The 18,680-nt window shown below is 34.5% G+C and carries 18 protein-coding genes; 16 read left to right on the top strand and 2 right to left on the bottom strand.

Annotated elements, in window-relative coordinates; genetic code table 11:
• The first annotated feature begins 11 nt into the window (after positions 1 to 11).
• The 10 genes from BUB89_RS01940 (at position 12) to pruA (ending at position 10,545) form a co-directional block, all read left to right on the top strand.
• Positions 12 to 692: a TetR/AcrR family transcriptional regulator gene (locus BUB89_RS01940; protein WP_073241329.1), complete on the top strand. Its 681-nt coding sequence runs from the start codon at positions 12 to 14 to the stop codon at positions 690 to 692.
• An 8-nt stretch (positions 693 to 700) separates the two neighbouring features.
• A complete protein-coding gene (locus tag BUB89_RS18395; RefSeq protein ID WP_073241331.1) occupies positions 701 to 2,359 on the top strand; it encodes a peptidase domain-containing ABC transporter in 1,659 nt (552 codons plus the stop codon).
• A 3-nt stretch (positions 2,360 to 2,362) separates the two neighbouring features.
• Positions 2,363 to 3,709, top strand: a complete 1,347-nt coding sequence (locus BUB89_RS01950) for an HlyD family secretion protein (protein WP_073241333.1) — start codon at positions 2,363 to 2,365, stop codon at positions 3,707 to 3,709.
• Positions 3,709 to 5,100 carry a TolC family protein gene (locus BUB89_RS01955; RefSeq protein ID WP_073241335.1) on the top strand — a complete coding sequence of 464 codons (1,392 nt, stop codon included), beginning with the start codon at positions 3,709 to 3,711 and terminating at the stop codon, positions 5,098 to 5,100. The genes BUB89_RS01950 and BUB89_RS01955 overlap by 1 nt, the downstream gene beginning before the upstream one ends.
• A gap of 43 nt (positions 5,101 to 5,143) precedes the next feature.
• Entirely contained in the window at positions 5,144 to 5,962 is an 819-nt protein-coding gene (gene map / locus BUB89_RS01960) for a type I methionyl aminopeptidase (protein WP_073241337.1), read from the top strand.
• Positions 5,963 to 6,022: 60 nt separating this feature from the next.
• Complete coding sequence (locus tag BUB89_RS01965) at positions 6,023 to 6,187, top strand: GxxExxY protein (protein WP_083552410.1); 165 nt, start codon at positions 6,023 to 6,025, stop codon at positions 6,185 to 6,187.
• 8 nt (positions 6,188 to 6,195) lie between these two features.
• Positions 6,196 to 6,960, top strand: a complete 765-nt coding sequence (locus BUB89_RS01970; RefSeq protein ID WP_073241339.1) for a class I SAM-dependent methyltransferase — start codon at positions 6,196 to 6,198, stop codon at positions 6,958 to 6,960.
• 77 nt (positions 6,961 to 7,037) lie between these two features.
• The gene (locus BUB89_RS01975) at positions 7,038 to 8,294 is read left to right on the top strand and encodes a type IX secretion system plug protein (RefSeq protein ID WP_073241341.1); all 1,257 of its coding nucleotides are present in this window, start codon (positions 7,038 to 7,040) and stop codon (positions 8,292 to 8,294) included.
• Between the two features lie 79 nt (positions 8,295 to 8,373).
• Positions 8,374 to 8,760 carry a Co2+/Mg2+ efflux protein ApaG gene (apaG, locus tag BUB89_RS01980; protein ID WP_073241343.1) on the top strand — a complete coding sequence of 129 codons (387 nt, stop codon included), beginning with the start codon at positions 8,374 to 8,376 and terminating at the stop codon, positions 8,758 to 8,760.
• 156 nt (positions 8,761 to 8,916) lie between these two features.
• Positions 8,917 to 10,545 (top strand): L-glutamate gamma-semialdehyde dehydrogenase, encoded by a 1,629-nt coding sequence (pruA, locus tag BUB89_RS01985; RefSeq protein WP_073241345.1) that lies wholly within the window; start codon positions 8,917 to 8,919, stop codon positions 10,543 to 10,545.
• Positions 10,546 to 10,646: 101 nt separating this feature from the next.
• On the opposite strand, the gene BUB89_RS01990 is transcribed toward pruA, so the two are convergent.
• Both BUB89_RS01990 and rsmG read right to left on the bottom strand, forming a co-directional pair.
• Complete coding sequence (locus BUB89_RS01990) at positions 10,647 to 11,318, bottom strand: DUF2490 domain-containing protein (RefSeq protein WP_073241347.1); 672 nt, start codon at positions 11,316 to 11,318, stop codon at positions 10,647 to 10,649.
• Positions 11,319 to 11,482: 164 nt separating this feature from the next.
• Positions 11,483 to 12,112 (bottom strand): 16S rRNA (guanine(527)-N(7))-methyltransferase RsmG, encoded by a 630-nt coding sequence (gene rsmG / locus BUB89_RS01995; protein WP_073241349.1) that lies wholly within the window; start codon positions 12,110 to 12,112, stop codon positions 11,483 to 11,485.
• Between the two features lie 109 nt (positions 12,113 to 12,221).
• On the opposite strand from rsmG, the gene BUB89_RS02000 reads away from it, so the two are divergent.
• The 6 genes from BUB89_RS02000 (at position 12,222) to BUB89_RS02025 (ending at position 18,618) form a co-directional block, all read left to right on the top strand.
• On the top strand, positions 12,222 to 13,316 hold the full coding sequence (locus BUB89_RS02000) for a fatty acid desaturase family protein (RefSeq protein WP_073241351.1): 1,095 nt from the start codon (positions 12,222 to 12,224) through the stop codon (positions 13,314 to 13,316).
• A gap of 103 nt (positions 13,317 to 13,419) precedes the next feature.
• The gene (locus tag BUB89_RS02005; protein ID WP_073241353.1) at positions 13,420 to 14,610 is read left to right on the top strand and encodes a pyridoxal phosphate-dependent aminotransferase; all 1,191 of its coding nucleotides are present in this window, start codon (positions 13,420 to 13,422) and stop codon (positions 14,608 to 14,610) included.
• A 195-nt stretch (positions 14,611 to 14,805) separates the two neighbouring features.
• Positions 14,806 to 15,318, top strand: coding sequence for a hypothetical protein (locus BUB89_RS02010; protein ID WP_073241355.1), 513 nt, complete (start codon positions 14,806 to 14,808; stop codon positions 15,316 to 15,318).
• On the top strand, positions 15,318 to 16,016 hold the full coding sequence (locus tag BUB89_RS02015) for a hypothetical protein (protein WP_073241357.1): 699 nt from the start codon (positions 15,318 to 15,320) through the stop codon (positions 16,014 to 16,016). The genes BUB89_RS02010 and BUB89_RS02015 overlap by 1 nt, the downstream gene beginning before the upstream one ends.
• A 73-nt stretch (positions 16,017 to 16,089) precedes the next feature.
• Positions 16,090 to 16,665, top strand: a complete 576-nt coding sequence (locus BUB89_RS02020; RefSeq protein WP_073241359.1) for a hypothetical protein — start codon at positions 16,090 to 16,092, stop codon at positions 16,663 to 16,665.
• A gap of 99 nt (positions 16,666 to 16,764) precedes the next feature.
• Complete coding sequence (locus BUB89_RS02025) at positions 16,765 to 18,618, top strand: rhamnogalacturonan lyase (RefSeq protein WP_073241841.1); 1,854 nt, start codon at positions 16,765 to 16,767, stop codon at positions 18,616 to 18,618.
• The last annotated feature ends 62 nt before the right edge of the window (positions 18,619 to 18,680 follow it).

Below are 18,680 nucleotides of genomic sequence, written 5' to 3' on the forward strand. Positions count from 1 at the left end.
AAAAATGGAGAATGAATAGTTTGTTAGATAATTTCAAAATAATAGTCAACGAAAAACTATACCTTAAGGATCCCGAAACTTCGGAATTGGGAAAAAAAATAATTCAAAACAGCATCTTATTAATTGATGAAATTGGATTAGAACATTTTACTTTTAAAAAGCTTGGAGAAAAAATCAAGTCTAATGAAAGTTCTATTTACCGTTATTTTGAAAACAAACACAAACTGGCTATTTATTTATCAGCCTGGTATTGGGGATGGATGGAGTACAAACTTATCTTTGCTACTAATAATATCCAGAATCCAAATGAAAAATTGGCGAAAGCCATTACCGTAATAACCGAAAAAATTGAAGATGACGATAGCACCAAACATATTAATGAATCTGTTTTAAACAAAATTATCATATCTGAATTCAATAAAACGCTTTATACTAAAGAAGTTGATGAAGAAAACAAAGAAGGCTATTTTTTAGTTTATAAAAAAATAATCAATCAGTTAGCCGGTATTATTCATGAAGCTAATCCTGATTATCCTTACCCTAAAAGTCTGGCATCTACAATAGTAGAAGGAAGTTTGCACCAACATTTTCTTAATGATCATTTAAAGACCATCACAGATTGTAATGAATCAATAAGTGTAACTTCATTTTACTTTGACCTGACAAACCGAATATTAAAAAATAAAATATAATTCCTATTATGACACCATTAAAACGATTTTACAATTTACTTCAATTGGATAAAAAAGATGTTGCTCAGATTTTTTTCTATGCCATCTTTGCCGGATTAATTAGTTTGTCTTTGCCTTTAGGTATTCAGGCGATTATTAATTTTATACAATCGGGTCACGCCAGTGTTTCCTGGATAGTTTTAATTATTATTGTAATTATAGGGGTAGCACTTGTTGGGATTTTATCTTTGATGCAACTTCGAATCACTGAAAATTTACAACAAAAAATATTCATTCGCTCCTCGTTTGAATTTGCCAGCCGCTTGCCTAAAATAAAATTTGAAGCACTTTACAATTCTTATCCGCCGGAAATTGCCAATCGTTTTTTTGATACACTAACCATTCAAAAAGGAACATCTAAATTATTAATTGACTTTTCGGCAGCTTTATTACAAATTGCTTTTGGTCTTATCCTTTTATCTTTATACCATCCGTTTTTTATAGTTTTTGGAATTCTGCTATTCTTTTTATTGTATTTTATTTTCAAATTCTCTTATAAATCCGGAGTAGAAACGAGTTTAAAGGAATCCAAATTTAAATATAAAGTAGCTGCCTGGTTACAGGAAATTGCTCGGAATAATTTTAGTTTCAGAAACGATCTGAATTACAATTATGCATTACAAAAGAACGATTCCATTGTGTCGCATTATACTGATTATCGTGAAAAACATTTCGATGTTATCAAAAAACAATTTATCCAGCTAATTGCCTTTAAAGTTTTAATTACAGCAACATTATTATCGGTTGGGGGTTATTTAGTTTTGTCCCAAAAAATGAATATTGGACAGTTTGTCGCTGCCGAAATCATTATTTTGTTAGTCATCAATTCTGTTGAAAAAATCATTCTAGGATTAGAAACGTTCTATGATGTATTAACTGCTGTAGAAAAAATAGGTCAGGTTGCCGATATGGAACTTGAAGAAGAAACAACAGATGTTCTGGACAATTGTTATGCGAATATCAGTTTAGAAACTGAAAATATGATGTTTAGATTTCCTGACTCCAAACAAAAAACACTGAGCATGATTAATTTAAAAATTGATCAGGGAGAACGTATCTTTCTGGATGGGAAAAACGGTTCGGGAAAAACAACACTCATTAGGGTTCTTTCCGGATTATTACAGCATAGTGCCGGGTCTTTTTACATCAATGACGATACCTTTAAAAAAATCAATCTTAAACAATATCGTTCTCAGATAGGATGTATTATTTATGGAGAAACACCATTTGAAGGTAGCATTTTAGACAACATTACTTTCAACAATAAATCTGTAAGTCAGGAAAATTTAAAATGGGCTATTAACGGATTACAACTGAACGGTTTGATTAAATCATTACCGGAAGGGCTTGAAACCACCATTTTCCCTGAAGCAAGACAACTAACTTCTTCAAATGTTCAAAAGATATTATTAGCCAGAAGTATCATCAACAAGCCCAAAATTCTTTTTTACGAAGATCCTACTGATACGATGGACGAAAATGTTGCTAATGAAATTATTGACTTTTTAACCGCTGAACAGCATAAGTGGACAATAATTGTTTCTTCTAAAAACCCTTATTGGAAAACGAAGAGCAATCGCATCATTACAATGGAAGATGGTAAAATAATGGCAGACTTAAAAAAATAAAAAATGCTAAACATTTCAAATAACAACAAGCCTAAACAATCCTTAGCGCAGTTTAAATCGGTTAGAACGCTTGAAAGCAAAGTGCATTATAAGATTCTGAATAAAATTATCGTTGGTATTTCGATACTTGGAATCGCCATGTTGTTTTTACCCTGGACCCAAAATATTTCGGGATCCGGTGCCGTAACGACTTTAAAACCCAACCAGCGTCCGCAATCTATACAAAGTGTTATTTCCGGACGTATCGAAAAATGGTATGTACAAGAAGGAGATTTTGTTCAAAAAGGTGATACCATCTTATTTATCTCAGAGATAAAAGAAGATTACATGGATCCTAATTTAGTTCAGAATACCAAAAATCAGGTAGATGCTAAAAAAAGTGCCGTTAACTCTTATGAATCTAAAGTAGAAAGCTTAGAAAATCAATTAAAAGCAATTGAAGCCGAGAAAAATTTAAAACTGGAACAAGCGTATAATAAAATCAAACAGGCACATCTTAAAATTAAAAGTGACAGTATTGACTTAGTTGCCGCACATACGCAGCTTAAAATTGCTACCACCCAATTTAATCGTGCCATAAAATTAAACAGTGAAGGACTGAAACCTCTGACTGATGTGGAAGAGAAAAAACTTAAACTTCAGGAAACAGAAGCTAAAATCATTAATCAGGAAAACAAATTATTAACCAGTAAAAATGATTTAATCAATGCTAAAGTAGAAATAAACCGAATCAAAGCAGAATATGCTGAAAAGGTTTCTAAATCTCAAAGTGATAAATTTACCGCTTTAAGCAGTCAATATGACACAAAAGCTCAGGTTAGAAAACTGGAAAATCAATATGCTAATTACAGTATCCGTAACGATATGTATTATATCAAAGCGGCACAAAGTGGCTATATCAACAGGGCTTTACAATCAGGAATAGGCGAAACAGTTAAAGAAGGAACAGCTATAGTAACGATTATGCCAGCTGCTTATGAAATTGCTGTAGAAACGTATGTTGATCCAATAGACTTACCATTAATTCACAGAGGAGAGAAAGTAAGGGTTTGGTTTGATGGATGGCCAACAATTGTTTTTACAGGATGGCCTGATATTTCTTATGGAACTTTTGGAGGAACTATTGTTGCAATAGAAAATTTTATCAGCCCTAATGGAAAATACAGAGTACTGATTGCTCCTGATAAAGAAGAAGCCAAATGGCCTAAAGAATTAAGTATTGGTTCCGGTGCACAAACTCTGGCTTTATTGGATACTGTTCCTATCTGGTTCGAAATCTGGCGAATTCTAAACGGATTCCCGCCTAATTATTACAAACAAGAAACACTAACAACCAAAGAAAAGAAATAATGAAAAAACTTTTCTACATCTTATTATTTTTTCCGCTGACGGTTCTCATGGGTCAGGAATCTGTTCCCAAAGAGCTGAGCTACAATGAGTTTTTAGGGTATGTTAAAAAGTACCATCCTCTGGTAAAAAATGCCCAGCTGACTCTCAATAAAGCGCAAGCCGATTTGATGATGGCAAGAGGTGCTTTTGACCCTAAAATTGAAGTGGATTATGCTAAAAAACAGTTCAAAGACAAAGAATATTATTCCCTGCTGAACAGTAGTTTCAAAATCCCAACCTGGTACGGAATTGAAATCAAAGCAGGATTTGAAAACAATGAAGGCTATTATCTGAACCCTGAACACACTACTCCTATGGACGGATTAGCTTCTCTGGGAATTAGTGTTCCCGTGGGACAAGGTTTATGGATTAACAAAAGAATGGCCGACTTAAGCAAAGCAAAAACACAAATCAAACTAAGTGAAGCCGAAGTTAAACTCGAGGCAATTGCTGTTTTATATGATGCTTCATTGGCTTATTTTAATTGGAAAAAAAATTATGAAGAAGTACAATTGTATCAAAATTATATTCAAAATGCACAATCCAGATACAAAGGAATTCAATCGTTAATTGAACAGGGAGATAAACCTGCCATTGATAGCATTGAAGCGGGAATTACTATTAAAAACAGACTTTTAAGTCTCGAAGATTCGAATCTTAAATTAGCAAAAGCTAAATTAGAATTATCCAATTATTTGTGGCTGGACAATGCTGTTCCTATGGAAATCTCCGATGCATTAATTCCTGAAACACAACTCGAAAGTACGATTCAGGAAACTCTGAAAACCAACAGCTTACTTACAGAATCGAATACACTGGAAAATCATCCTAAGATTAATGCGCTACAAAGTAAGATTGACATTTTAAACATAGAACGAAAACTGAATGCTAATGAACTGCTTCCTAAAATTAATTTAGGCTATTCGTATCTGTCCGATGCTAATTATCTAAAGGATTTCGATAGAGAAAATTACAAAGTGGGCGTTGATTTTTCTTTTCCTTTATTTTTAAGAAAAGAACGGGGTAAATTAAAATTAACCAAATATAAAATACAGGAAGCCGAATATATCATGGATGTGGAAAGACAACAACTTTCGAATAAAATTCAGGCACAAAAAACAGAAATCCAATCGCTGGAGAGACAATTAGCAATCATTAGAAAATTGGCTCAGGATAATAAAACCATGCTGGATTCAGAAGAACGACTATTTTCTTTTGGCGAAAGTTCCCTGTTTTTAATCAATACCCGGGAAAATAATTTGGTTAGTGCTAAACTGGCTCAAATAAGTTTGTCCAACCGCTTTTATGTTTCCAATTCCGAACTTTTTAAAATTATGGCGAATCCAAATTAAATAATTTTAAAATTGTACTTTTGCGGACTGAAAATCCGAAATTATGATTATAGTAAAATCACGTGAAGAAATAGAGTTAATGCGCGAAAGTGCCTTAATCGTATCAAAAACATTAGGAATGCTGGCTTCTGAAGTCAAAGAAGGAGTAACCACTTTACACCTTGACAAACTGGCTGAAACTTTTATTCGTGATCATGGAGCAGTTCCAAGTTTCCTTGGTTTATACGGTTTCCCAAATTCACTTTGCATGAGCCCCAACGCTCAGGTAGTACACGGAATCCCGAACAATACTCCTCTCGTTAGCGGTGATATTATTTCTATTGATTGTGGTGCTTATAAAAATGGCTATCACGGTGATCATGCCTACACTTTTGAAGTGGGCGAAGTAGCTCCGGAAACTAAGAAATTATTACAGGTTACTAAAGAATCCTTATATGTGGGAATCCGTGAGTTTAAAGCGGGTAACCGCGTTGAAGATGTGGGGAATGCTATCCAGAAATACACTGAAGGACATGGCTACGGAGTAGTTCGTGAATTAGTAGGTCACGGTCTTGGACAAAAAATGCACGAAGATCCTGAGATGCCTAACTATGGTAAAAAAGGACGCGGAAAACTTTTTGTAGAAGGAATGGTCGTTGCACTGGAACCCATGATTAATCAGGGCACCCGAAATATCAAACAACTTAAAGACGGCTGGACAATCCTGACCGCTGACGGAAAACCTTCGGCTCATTTTGAACACGACGTTGCTCTCGTTGACGGAAAACCGGAATTGCTTTCTACTTTTGCATACATCTATAAAGCCTTAGGAATTGAGAGTAATGAAGAAGATGAATTTAGAAAAGTGCCGTTAGTGCTTTAGATTATTTCGCAAAGCTACTCTAAGAATTCTCAGAGATTCACAAAGTTTTAATTACAAATTATGGAAAATGATACTTTAGAATTTAGAGAAGAACTGAATTTGCTTTCCTATAAAGTAATTGGATTAGCCATTGAAGTACATCGCCAGCTTGGCCCGGGTCTTTTAGAATCTGCTTATCAAGCATGTTTAATAACCGACACACAAATATTTAGCGAATCTCTGTGAAATAAATTATGAAAAAACTTTTCAAACTCGTCTTAAATACTATTCCCCGTCCCTTATTAATTCGTTTGAGTTATGTGGCGCGTCCTGTTATTGCTTTTTCATTAAAAGGCAATAAATATACTGATCCTATTGATGGAAAAAGTTTTAAATCGATGTTGCCGTACGGATACGAAAAACAAAGACCCAATGTGCTTTCGCCAAGTACACTTTCACTGGAAAGACATCGTTTATTATGGTTGTATTTAAACGAAGAAACTGATTTTTTTACAGCTCCAAAAAAAGTATTGCATTTTGCTCCGGAACAGGCTTTTTACAAATTGTTTCGAAAGCAAAAAAACTTAGATTACACCACAACCGATTTATTTTCGCCTTTGGCAGATGTAAAAGCGGATATTTGTAATCTCCCTTTTGAAGACAATCAATATGATGTCATTCTATGCAATCACGTTTTAGAACACATTCCTGATGATACTAAAGCGATGCAGGAATTGTATCGGGTGTTAAAACCCGGCGGAATGGCAATTCTTCAAATTCCACAAGATCTGAATCGAGACGTTACTTTTGCAGATGACAGTATTACTGATCAAAAAGAACGTGCTAAAATTTTCGGTCAATACGACCACGTACGCATTTACGGTCGTGATTATTTTGCCAAATTAAGAAGTATTGGTTTTAAAGTCATCGAAGAAGATTATACCAATAAAATTAGTCCGGAATTAGTAGAGAAATATTGTCTGGCTAAAGGAGAAATAATTCCTGTTTGTTTCAAATAAAACAATAAAAGACTACCCTGACTACATAATAATTCATTGCTTAATTTGTTATATTTACACCATAGCAATTAAAAATTATGTCTAAATCTTTTGTTTTTGGAGTTTTCTTCGTTTTCTTTTTGACTTTAGCAACTGCTCAGGTACAAAACGAGATGGTTCCGCCCTATAACATCAAGACCGTTTCTTTTGTCAGAAACAATGAAAATATTGTTCCAATTTTTGAATTAGGCAGCACTTTCGAGTTTCAATTTGATGATCTTTTTGGTAATGAAGCTAATTATTATTACGAAATCATTCATTGTGATTACAATTGGGTTCCCTCTAATATTCCTAAAAACGAGTACTTACAAGGATTTGACAATCAAAGAATTCAGAATTACTCTAATTCTTTTAATACTTTACAACTATATTCCCATTATAATTTAAGTATCCCAAACCAGTTTACCCAACAATTGCGTTTAAGCGGAAATTACATTCTTAAAATATTAAACGACGATAAAGAAGTTGTTTTTTCGAGGAAATTCAGGCTTTATGAAGATATTGCAACAGTCCCTTTACAAATAAAAAGAGCCCGGAATGTTAGTGTTATTGAGTACAAACACAACTTAGATTTTGCAATAAAATCAAGTAATCTTACTTTTCAAAATCCGGTGAAAAACATAAAGGTAATCTTGATTCAAAATGGAAATTTCAATACCGAAATAAAAGATATCAAACCACAATATACCATTGGGAATGATTTAATTTACAAATATGATACTGAAACTCAATTTTGGGCAGGAAATGAATTTTTGTATTTTGAAAATAAAGATATTAGAGTAGCCAACAATTATGTAGCCCGTGTAGACGCCAGTACAGATATTTATAATTGCCTGCTTTATACGAACAACGCCCGAAAAAATCTTCCATACACCTTATTTCAGGACATCAACGGGAATTTTGCGGTTAAGAATTTAAATGCAGCTAATAACGACATTGAAGCCGATTATGCCTGGGGTTATTTTAGTCTTTCGGCACCTTCATATCGCCTCGATAAAGGAATTTATGTAAGCGGAATGTTTAATAATTACCTTTTATCTCCGGAAAACAAGATGGATTACAATGAAAAGAAAGGTATTTATGAAAAAGCCATTTTAATAAAACAAGGTTTTACAAACTATCATTACGTAATTGCTGACAGTAAAGGAGTCATTGATAATGAGAATGCCATAGACGGAAATTTTTATCAAACAGAGAATGAATACAACGTTTTAGTGTACTATAGAGAAAACACAGGACGCTATGACAGAATCATCGGAAAAGGCACTGCTAACTCCCTGAACATCATTAATTAAAAAAAGTTTTAAAAATAAGGAATACGAAATGAAAATTTTGTAATTTTGCACGTATTAAACATAGATTTAATATATTACTATGGTTTCTCAAATAACAAGAGGCATAAAAATAACAGTTTTGACTAGTTTTGAAGGTACTTACTTCAAAAACTACAAGATTCACTTTGCCTTTAGTTACCACATCACCATTGAAAACCACAGTAAAGACTCCGTACAACTTACTTCACGTCACTGGGAAATATTTGATTCTTTAAATAATATTGAAGTTGTAGATGGAGAAGGGATCATCGGTAAAAAACCTGTTTTAAAACCCGGAGAAAATCATACTTACAGTTCAGGTTGTTTGCTTTCATCTCCTTATGGCGCTATGAAAGGTCATTTCAACATGATCAATTTTACAAACACCAAGACTTTTAAGGTAATCATCCCTACTTTTAGATTATGCGCTCCATTTGCATTAAATTAACATTTAACCGCATGATTTTACAACTTATTATAGCTTCATTATAAAAGTTTTAAATTCTCCTTTTGTAATTTTGTTAGCATACCTGATTATTCGCAACTTTCGAATATATTTTTCTAACCTATCTGAAACGCTTTTAGATAAATAAAATACAACAATATGTTAAAAGGATTTTTTAAAGTACCCAAAGCTATCAACGAACCCGTAAAAGGATATGCTCCTGATTCTCCCGAAAAAGAAGCCGTTTTATCTGCTTACAAAAAAATGTGGAATGCTAAAATTGACGTTCCGCTATACATTGGAAAAGAAGAAATCAGAACCGGAAATACTCAAAACATTACTCCTCCGCACGATCATAAACATATAGTAGGAACTTATCATCTTGCCGAAAAAAAACATGTTGAAAGTGCTATTAGTAACGCATTAGAATCTAGACAAGCATGGGTTAATATGGCTTGGGAACAGCGTGCCGCTATTTTCCTGAAAGCAGCCGAATTAATTGCAGGACCTTACAGAGCCCGAATTAATGCCGCAACGATGATTGGTCAGTCTAAAAATATTCATCAGGCAGAAATTGATGCTTCCTGTGAGTTAATTGACTTCTTGCGTTTTAATGTCGAATTCATGACACAAATATATGCTGACCAGCCTACTTCGGATTCCAGCATTTGGAACAGACTCGAATACCGTCCGCTGGAAGGTTTTATTTATGCCATCACCCCTTTTAACTTTACGGCTATTGCTGCTAACTTGCCTGCAAGTGCTGCTATGATGGGAAATGTGGTAGTATGGAAACCGAGTGACAGTCAGGTTTTTTCGGCAAAAATTATTATCGAAGTTTTCAAAGAAGCAGGCCTTCCTGATGGTGTTATTAATGTAGTTTTTGGTGATGCTGCCATGATTACGGATACCATTTTAGCAAGCCGTGATTTTGCAGGATTGCATTTTACCGGTTCCACTCATGTGTTTAAAGATTTGTGGGCAAAAATTGGAGCTAACATTCATCATTACAAAACTTATCCAAGAATTGTAGGTGAAACAGGTGGAAAAGACTTTATTATGGTTCATCCAAGTGCCAATGTAAAGCAAGCCGTTACCGGAATGGTACGTGGTGCATTTGAATTTCAGGGGCAAAAATGTTCCGCCGCATCCAGAGTTTATGTTCCAAAAAGTTTATGGCCTGCCATTAAAGACCAATTGACAACGGATATTAAATCGCTAAAAATGGGTTCTCCGGAAGATTTTGGGAATTTTATCACAGCTGTAATCCACGAAGGCTCTTTTGATAAATTAGCCGGATATATTGACAGAGCTAAAAATGATGCCGATGCCGAAATTATCATCGGAGGGAATTATGACAAATCAATTGGTTATTTTATTGAGCCAACCGTTATCCTAACCACAAATCCAAAATACGTTACGATGAAAACCGAATTATTTGGTCCTGTTTTAACTATTTACATTTATGAAGATGCTCATTGGGCAGAAACCTTAAAACTTATCGACGAAACATCTGATTATGCACTTACGGGAGCTATTTTTAGTCAGGATCGTTATGCTATTGAAGAAGCGACTGTAAAATTACAAAATGCATCAGGGAATTTATACATCAATGATAAACCTACGGGAGCCGTTGTGGGACAACAACCTTTTGGTGGTGCCAGAGCATCGGGAACGAATGATAAAGCAGGTTCTGTTTTAAACTTATTGCGTTGGGTTTCGCCAAGAACGATTAAAGAAGTTTTTGTCTCTCCGGAAGATTACAGATATCCGTTTTTAGGAGAATAATACGAAGTTAGTACGAAGTTGGAAGTACTAAAATGATAATCAAAAACGCCACAGAATTCAATTACTTGAATTCTGTGGCGTTTTATTTTTTTTATGAAAATCTAAAAAGGCAGACTATTAAAAACCATAATCTGAAATTGTGCTCTGCTGTTATTGGCCATCATTTGCGACATAATGCCCGCTTCAACTTTTATACTTTTGTTAAAACAATAACCAATTCCGCCATAAAGTCGATTTCGATCAAACTGATTCTGCTCAGTATTCAGGAAGATTTCATTGTATGCAGAAGCATAAATGGCATTTTTTTCCATCTCTTTTTTATTAATAGGAATATTCAAAGAAAGGAAATAACGCAATCGCAATTTGAAATCATCTTTTACAAATCGCTCTTCAACGCGGTAACGATGCTGAATATTGATTCTGCCAAATTGTTGTTTGCTAATAAACTGTTGAAAAATGCGATGCTCATCAGTTTCCAGTTTATCATCCGTTCCTGCCACATAAGGTTCGGAATGAATGTAAGCATATCCTAATAAAAGATTATTATTGTTTTCGGATAAATTATAGCCAATACCTGTTCGCAATAATAATTGTTCCAGATCTCCGGCAAAATTATAGTTTCGATATTGCACTTCGTTATGCCAGTTCCAGCGATTGTTTATTTTTTGATTGCCAAAATATAAAAACCAGTTTCCAGTATCTGTTTTTTGTGCGTTTACATTAGCAGCTAAAAGCAATACTAACAAAAAGCAGCATGATTGTAATTTATTCATCTTTATAATTTTGAAATATTTAAAGTTAAAATCCTTGAAGCTTGTTTTAAATTCATAAAAATTAATTTTCCCGAACCCTAAAGGATGTAATTTTGATGAATTTTCAAGAAATTTTTCACCCTTTAGGGATGGGGAAAAGAAAATTTATTTTTTTATTATAAATTTTAAACCACAAATTTTAATGGCAAATGCACTACTTTTTTGGTTTCAAAAAATTCGTCTTTAAAAAAATCAACTAAATCATATTGGGTTGCTTTGGGAAAATCAGCCAATTCTTCGGTTAAATCGCCGCCTTTAAGATACAGAATTCCGTTTTTTAACTCGTGTTTTTGTTGTTTTTTGATTTTGGTTTTTACCCAGGAAACAAAATCCGGCATGTTCGTAACCGCACGGCTTACAATAAAATCAAAATCGCCTTTTACATTTTCGGCACGAATTTGCTCTGCTTTTACATTTTTCAAACCCAGAGCATCAGCAACACCTTGTACTACTTTTATTTTTTTTGCAATCACATCAATCAGATAAAAACGGGTTTCGGGAAATAAGATTGCCAATGGAATTCCAGGAAATCCGCCGCCGGTTCCCACATCGAGCACATAACTTCCGGGTTCAAATTTCATAATTTTAGCAATCCCTAGAGAATGCAAAACGTGTTTAGTGTATAAGGAATCAATATCTTTTCGGGAGATTACATTTATTTTTTCGTTCCAATCGTGGTATAAAAAATCTAGTTTTTGAAATTGTTCTTTTTGAATATCGGTCAAATCCGGAAAATAGCGCAATATTTCGTCCATCGTTTTATTTTTTTAACAAAAGTACTATTTTTAAGTTTGAAATATTTAACTCAATTTTGCAGAGTTAAAATTTATAAATAATTATCTTTGAACGCTATTTTTGAATTATATGAATACAACCGCACCTACATTTGCTAAGCAAGACAAACTAAAGTTTTTTAGAACGCTTAACTCGCGGGTAAACAATTACTTCAAAGAAAATAATATTTCAAAAGCAGGTAATTGGAAACTCCATTTAAAAGCGATTATACTTTTTACTATTTTCCTTGTTCCTTATTTTTTAATTCTCACAAGTGATATGCCTTTTTGGGTGCATCTGCTTTTAACTATTGTTATGGGAATTGGTATGGCCGGACTGGGAATGAATGTAATGCATGATGGGAATCATGGATCTTATTCGAATAAAAACTGGGTCAACAAAATCATGGGTGGAACCATTTATGTTTTAGCCGGAAATGTCTATAACTGGCAGGTACAACATAATGTGTTGCACCATACCTACACCAATATTCCCGGTCATGATGAAGATTTAGACGCCGGAAGAATCATTCGTTTTACTAAAAGTGCTAAATGGCATAGTTTCCATCGTTTTCAACATTATTATTCAGTTTTTCTATATGGATTACTGACTTTTAATTGGGCAATTACAACTGATTTTAAGCAAATGAGGAACTATCTGAAAAGAAAATTATCTTATGGAGAACCTAAAAGTCCTAAAATTTTATGGACTACTTTAATCATCACTAAGATTATTTATGTTGCTATCTGGATTGTTTTACCTATTGTTATTGGAATTGTCTGGTGGAAAGTATTAATTGGATTTTTCATCATGCACTATACTGCCGGATTAATTTTAAGCATTGTATTCCAATTGGCTCACGTGGTTGAAGAAACCGAAAATCCTTCACCAAATGAGTTAGGCGAAATGGAAAATACCTGGGCAATTCACCAATTGTTTACTACAACGAATTTTGCTCCTAAAAATCGATTGGTAAACTGGTACACCGGAGGCTTAAACCATCAGATAGAGCATCATATTTTTCCAAATATCAGTCACATTCATTATGGTAAAATTGCAAAAATTGTTCGCGAAACCGCACAGGAATGCAACTTACCTTATTACGAATACAAAACAATGCGAGATGCTGTCATTGCACATTTCAGGCATTTAAAAGAATTAGGAATGAAACCAGAAATGGCTTAACAATAAACAAGTACTTTGGTACTTTTGAATAATAATTAATTAAAATAAATAATTAACCACCCTGTATTCCATAAAGATCTTCAGGGCTATCAACACTTTATTAATGAGTAATCCACTTTCAGACAGAATTAACAATCTTGCTACATCACAAACATTAGCAATGGCAGCTTTGGCTAGAGAATTAAAAGCGCAAGGTAAAGACATTATCAGTTTAAGTTTAGGAGAACCTGACTTTAACACGCCTGATTTCATCAAAGAAGCCGCTAAAAAAGCGATTGACGAAAACTACAGCACGTATTCTCCGGTTGACGGATATGCTGAATTGAAAGATGCTATCTGCAGAAAATTCAAAAGAGACAACGATTTAGATTACAAACCAGCAAACATTGTAGTTTCAACAGGAGCAAAACAATCTTTATACAACATTGCACAGGTAATGTTAAACGATGGTGACGAAGTAATCTTGCCAGCACCTTACTGGGTTTCTTACTTCGAAATCGTAAAATTATCAGGTGGTGTTCCTGTAGAAGTTCCCACTTCTGTAGAAACTGATTTCAAAATCACACCAGAACAATTAGAGGCAGCTATCACACCAAAAACAAAAATGATGTGGTTTTCTTCTCCTTGTAATCCTTCAGGATCTGTTTACAGCCGTGAAGAATTAACTGCACTTGGTAAAGTTTTAGAAAAATATCCAAACATATATATCGTTGCTGATGAAATCTATGAGCACATTAATTTCTCAGGAACTTTCTGTAGTATCGCTTCTATTCCAGGATTATTCGACAGAACAATTACTGTAAACGGAGTTGCAAAAGCTTTCGCAATGACAGGATACAGAATTGGATACATTGGAGCACCTGAATTTATTGCAAAAGCTTGTACTAAAATTCAAGGTCAGGTAACTTCAGGAGCTAATTCAGTGGCACAACGTGCTACAATTACCGCTGTAGATGCTGATCCATCTGTATTGAACCACATGGTTCAAGCTTTCCACAGCCGTAGAGATTTAGTTGTTGGATTATTGAAAGAAATTCCAGGAGTAAAAATTAACGTTCCAGAAGGTGCATTTTATGTATTCCCAGACGTTTCTTCTTTCTTTGGAAAAACACTAAAAGGAACTGAAATTAAAGATGCAAACGATGTTTCTATGTATCTTTTGGCTGAAGCCAATGTAGCAACCGTAACTGGTGACGCTTTTGGTAATCCAAACTGTATCCGTTTCTCTTATGCTACTAGCGACGAATTGTTGAAAGAAGCATTAAAAAGAATTAAAGACGCTTTAGCAGGATAGTCTAAAATTAGAAGTCAGGAGTTAGAAGTTAGAAGTTAGAAGTTAGAAAGCTAACTCCAAATTATACAATCAGCCTCAAGGAAACTTGGGGCTTTTTTTTTGACTATAACTATTTAAAAACCTTAACATTAGAACATATTTTCAATAAATTTAATTAAATTTGCAATTCGCGAATCGCAAATTAAAAATTAACCTATGAAAAAGCACAATGGAATGAGACCACATGACATTGTAGTTTTATTAAAAATAATAAGCTACAATCACGATAATTGGTTGATGAAAGATTTAAGTTTTGATTTACTTATAAGCTCAAGTGAAATTAGCGAATCGTTGAACCGAAGTGTTTTGAGTGGCTTACTCTCCAACAACAAAAAAAGAATTATGAAATCTTCTCTTTTAGATTTTCTGACATTTGGATTAAAATATGTTTTTCCTCAAAAACCAGGCTCCATCGTTAGAGGCATTAAAACATCACATAGCACTTTACCATTATCAAATATAATTTTAAGTGATGAAATTTATGTTTGGCCTTACTTTGAAGGTGATAGCAGAGGATTTTCTATCGAGCCATTACATCCTAATGTACCCAAAGCTTGTTTAAATGATCCCAAATTACATGAATTATTATCTTTAGTAGATGCTATAAGATTAGGGAATAAAAGAGAATACACTATTGCTGTTGAAGAACTAAAGCGAAGATTAGAATAATGAAAAACACTATTATAAATAGACAAATTATCCAAAAAATAGCCAAAGCTCTAGGAGAATTAAATAAAGAAGTTATTTATGTTGGCGGGGCAACAGTAAGTCTATACATAAATGATTCGGCAGCAGAAGATGTTCGTCCAACTAAGGATATAGACATTAGCCTGAGTGTAGCAACAATAAATGAGTTGGAAGATGTTAGAGAAAAACTCACTTCAAAAGGATTTTTACAATCATCAGAATTAGATGTGATTTGCAGATTCAAATTCGAAGACATTCTGGTAGATGTAATGAATACAAACCCCATCTCATGGGCTCCAGCAAATCCATGGTTTAAGAAAGGATTTGAAAATTTAGAAGAAATTAAAATCGACCAATCAATAATTAGAATAATGCCTTTCAATTATTTTTTGGCTAGTAAATTTTCAGCTTACGAAAACCGAGGAGGAAATGATCCAAGATTCAGTCATGATATAGAAGACATCACTTATATTTTAGACAATAGAACTGATTGGCATCAATTTTTGATAAACGAAAAAGATAAAATTGTTAAAAACTATATTATCGAAAAGCTTGAATTAATAAAAAATAATTCAAAATTTCAAGAAGCTATATTGGGAAATTTATTCTACGAATCATCCGAAGAAAGATTTCAATTAATTCTAAATAAAATTGATTTAATCTTAAATAATAATTTATAGGTAATTCTCTATTTTTTCTCAAATAGTAAATCTTATTTTTGCTGAAATTTTTATAAATCCAAAAACTTTTTTCATGCCGAATTATACCCGATATATTGTAACCCTTACTCTTTTTACCCTATTCTATTCGAATATTCTAAAAGCCCAACCCAAAAAAGGAGAATACATTAATGCTTCTATTGGTTTAGGACTTAACACTTCCTATTACGAAGAAGACGGTGGAGGAACTGGTTTTTACGCTCAGGCTGAATATGCAAAAGGTATAACAAAATGGATTGGCATAAGATCCTACGCAGGAATTTTACTTACCTCAGGAGACAAAACTAATGAGAATGGAAACCCAACCGAATACAGAATAAGCTCTAAAGCTTTTTCTGTTGGTGGAAAAATCCGTATTGCAGCACCTATCCCCTATATCGCTCCGTTTATCGAGTCAGGAATTGGGGCTTCTATTGGTTCTTTTCAAACTTATACGCCATCCACAAATCTCAAAAAAAATGGTGTTTTGATGCACATTCCTGTTTCTTTAGGATTAGCAGTCGGCCGTAAACATAGTGTAGACATCGGATTTAGCTATTATTTCTATCCTTCGATGAAACAAATTTCAGGTGCTATTGCTGCAGGAGTTGCAATTCCTATAAACAACTAATTTCATGTCTGATATCAAAACGCCTCAAGGAAACTTGGGGCTTTTTTTGGCATTAATTTTGTGACAAATGCACCCAATCAACCAACCCTAAAACCCATTATGAATAAACCAACTACTTTAAATTTTTCAAGAAAATTATCGATTCTTTTTTTGCTGCTATTTGGAATTAGCACCCAAATTCAGGCACAACGCACCGTTGAAAAACTCAATCGCGGACTGGTAGCTACACGTTTAAATGCAGAACAAGTCTATATCAATTGGCGAATGCTGGGAACTGAACCTACCAATGTAAGCTACAATTTGTATTGCAATGGCAAAAAAGTAGCAGGAAGTCCATTTACTACAACTACTAATTTCACGCACCAAACTAACACAGACTGCAACTATTATATACGTGCGATTATTAATGGTGTCGAAGAAACCGCTTCAGAAACCGCTACCGTTTGGGCAAATCAATATTTAGATATTCCTATGCAAATTCCCGCTGGTGGAACTACTCCGGACGGTCGTACCTACACTTACAACGTAAACGATTCTAGCGTGGGCGATGTAGATGGTGACGGACAATATGAAATCTTTGTAAAATGGGATCCTTCCAATGCTCATGACAATTCGCATAAAGGCTATACTGGAAATGTATTTATTGATTGTTATCGTTTAGACGGCACTTTACTTTGGAGAATTGACTTAGGAAAAAACATTCGTGCCGGAGCCCATTACACTCAATTTATGGTCTATGATTTAGATTCTGATGGCAAAGCCGAAATTGCCTGTAAAACTGCCGATGGAACTATAGACGGAACAGGAACTGTAATAGGATCAGCTGATGCTGATTATAGAAATGAAAAAGGATTTATATTATCAGGTCCTGAATTCTTAACTGTTTTTAATGGATTAACTGGTAAAGCGATGGCTTCTACTGATTATTTACCTGCCCGTGGCGGCGATGGTATGGGTTGGGGAGATAATCACGGGAATCGTGTGGATCGATTTATTGCTGCTGTTGCTTATCTGGATGGGAAAAATCCAAGCTTGGTAATGGGACGCGGTTATTACACCAGACTTGTTCGAGTGGCTTGGGACTGGAGAGACAACAAACTTTCTAAACGATGGATTTTTGACAGTGACGATGCTGAAAACAGAGATGCTCGTGGACAAGGCAATCACCAAATGACTGTGGGCGATGTCGATGGAGACGGTAAAGATGAAGTATGTAATGGCAGCAACGCCATTGACGACGATGGCAAAAAATTATATTCGAATGGTTTAGGACATGGCGACTCCTTACACATGACCGATATGGATCCTGATCGTCCCGGACAGGAAGTATGGCAATGTCATGAAAGTCCCAGAAGTTACGGTCAATACGGACTTGAATTTAGAGATGCCAAAACCGGAGAACCATTATGGGGTGTTAACGGAGAAGGAATTGACGTAGGCCGTGGTCTGGCCGCTGATATTGATCCTCGCCACAAAGGCTATGAATTTTGGGGTTCAGTAGGAAATTTGTACAATTGCAAAGGAAACGAAATTGGTACCGCTAAACCTACCATGAATTTCGCTGTCTGGTGGGATGGTGATTTAAGCCGAGAATTATTAAATTCAAATAGAATTGACAAATGGGATTATACCAATGCAAAAAGCATCAATTTACTTACTGCCACAGGCTACAGATCAAACAATGGAACAAAGTCAACGCCTTGTTTAAGCGCCGATCTTTTTGGCGATTGGCGTGAAGAAGTTATCTTCCGAAAAGAGGACAACTCTGCTATTCGAATTTACACCACTAACATCCCTACTAATCATAAGTTGTACACTTTAATGCACGATACGCAATATCGAGTAGCGATAGCCTGGCAAAACTCGGCTTACAATCAGCCACCTCATCCTGGTTTTTATTTAGGAACAGATATGGTGCCGCAAACAAAACCAAATGTAGTTACGGCTAAATAATTTTCGAATAAAAATAAAGACAACTATCCGTTTCTTTTATACCAATTATTAAGAATGGCACA

It is taken from the genome of Flavobacterium flevense (assembly GCF_900142775.1).
Classification (GTDB): domain Bacteria; phylum Bacteroidota; class Bacteroidia; order Flavobacteriales; family Flavobacteriaceae; genus Flavobacterium; species Flavobacterium flevense.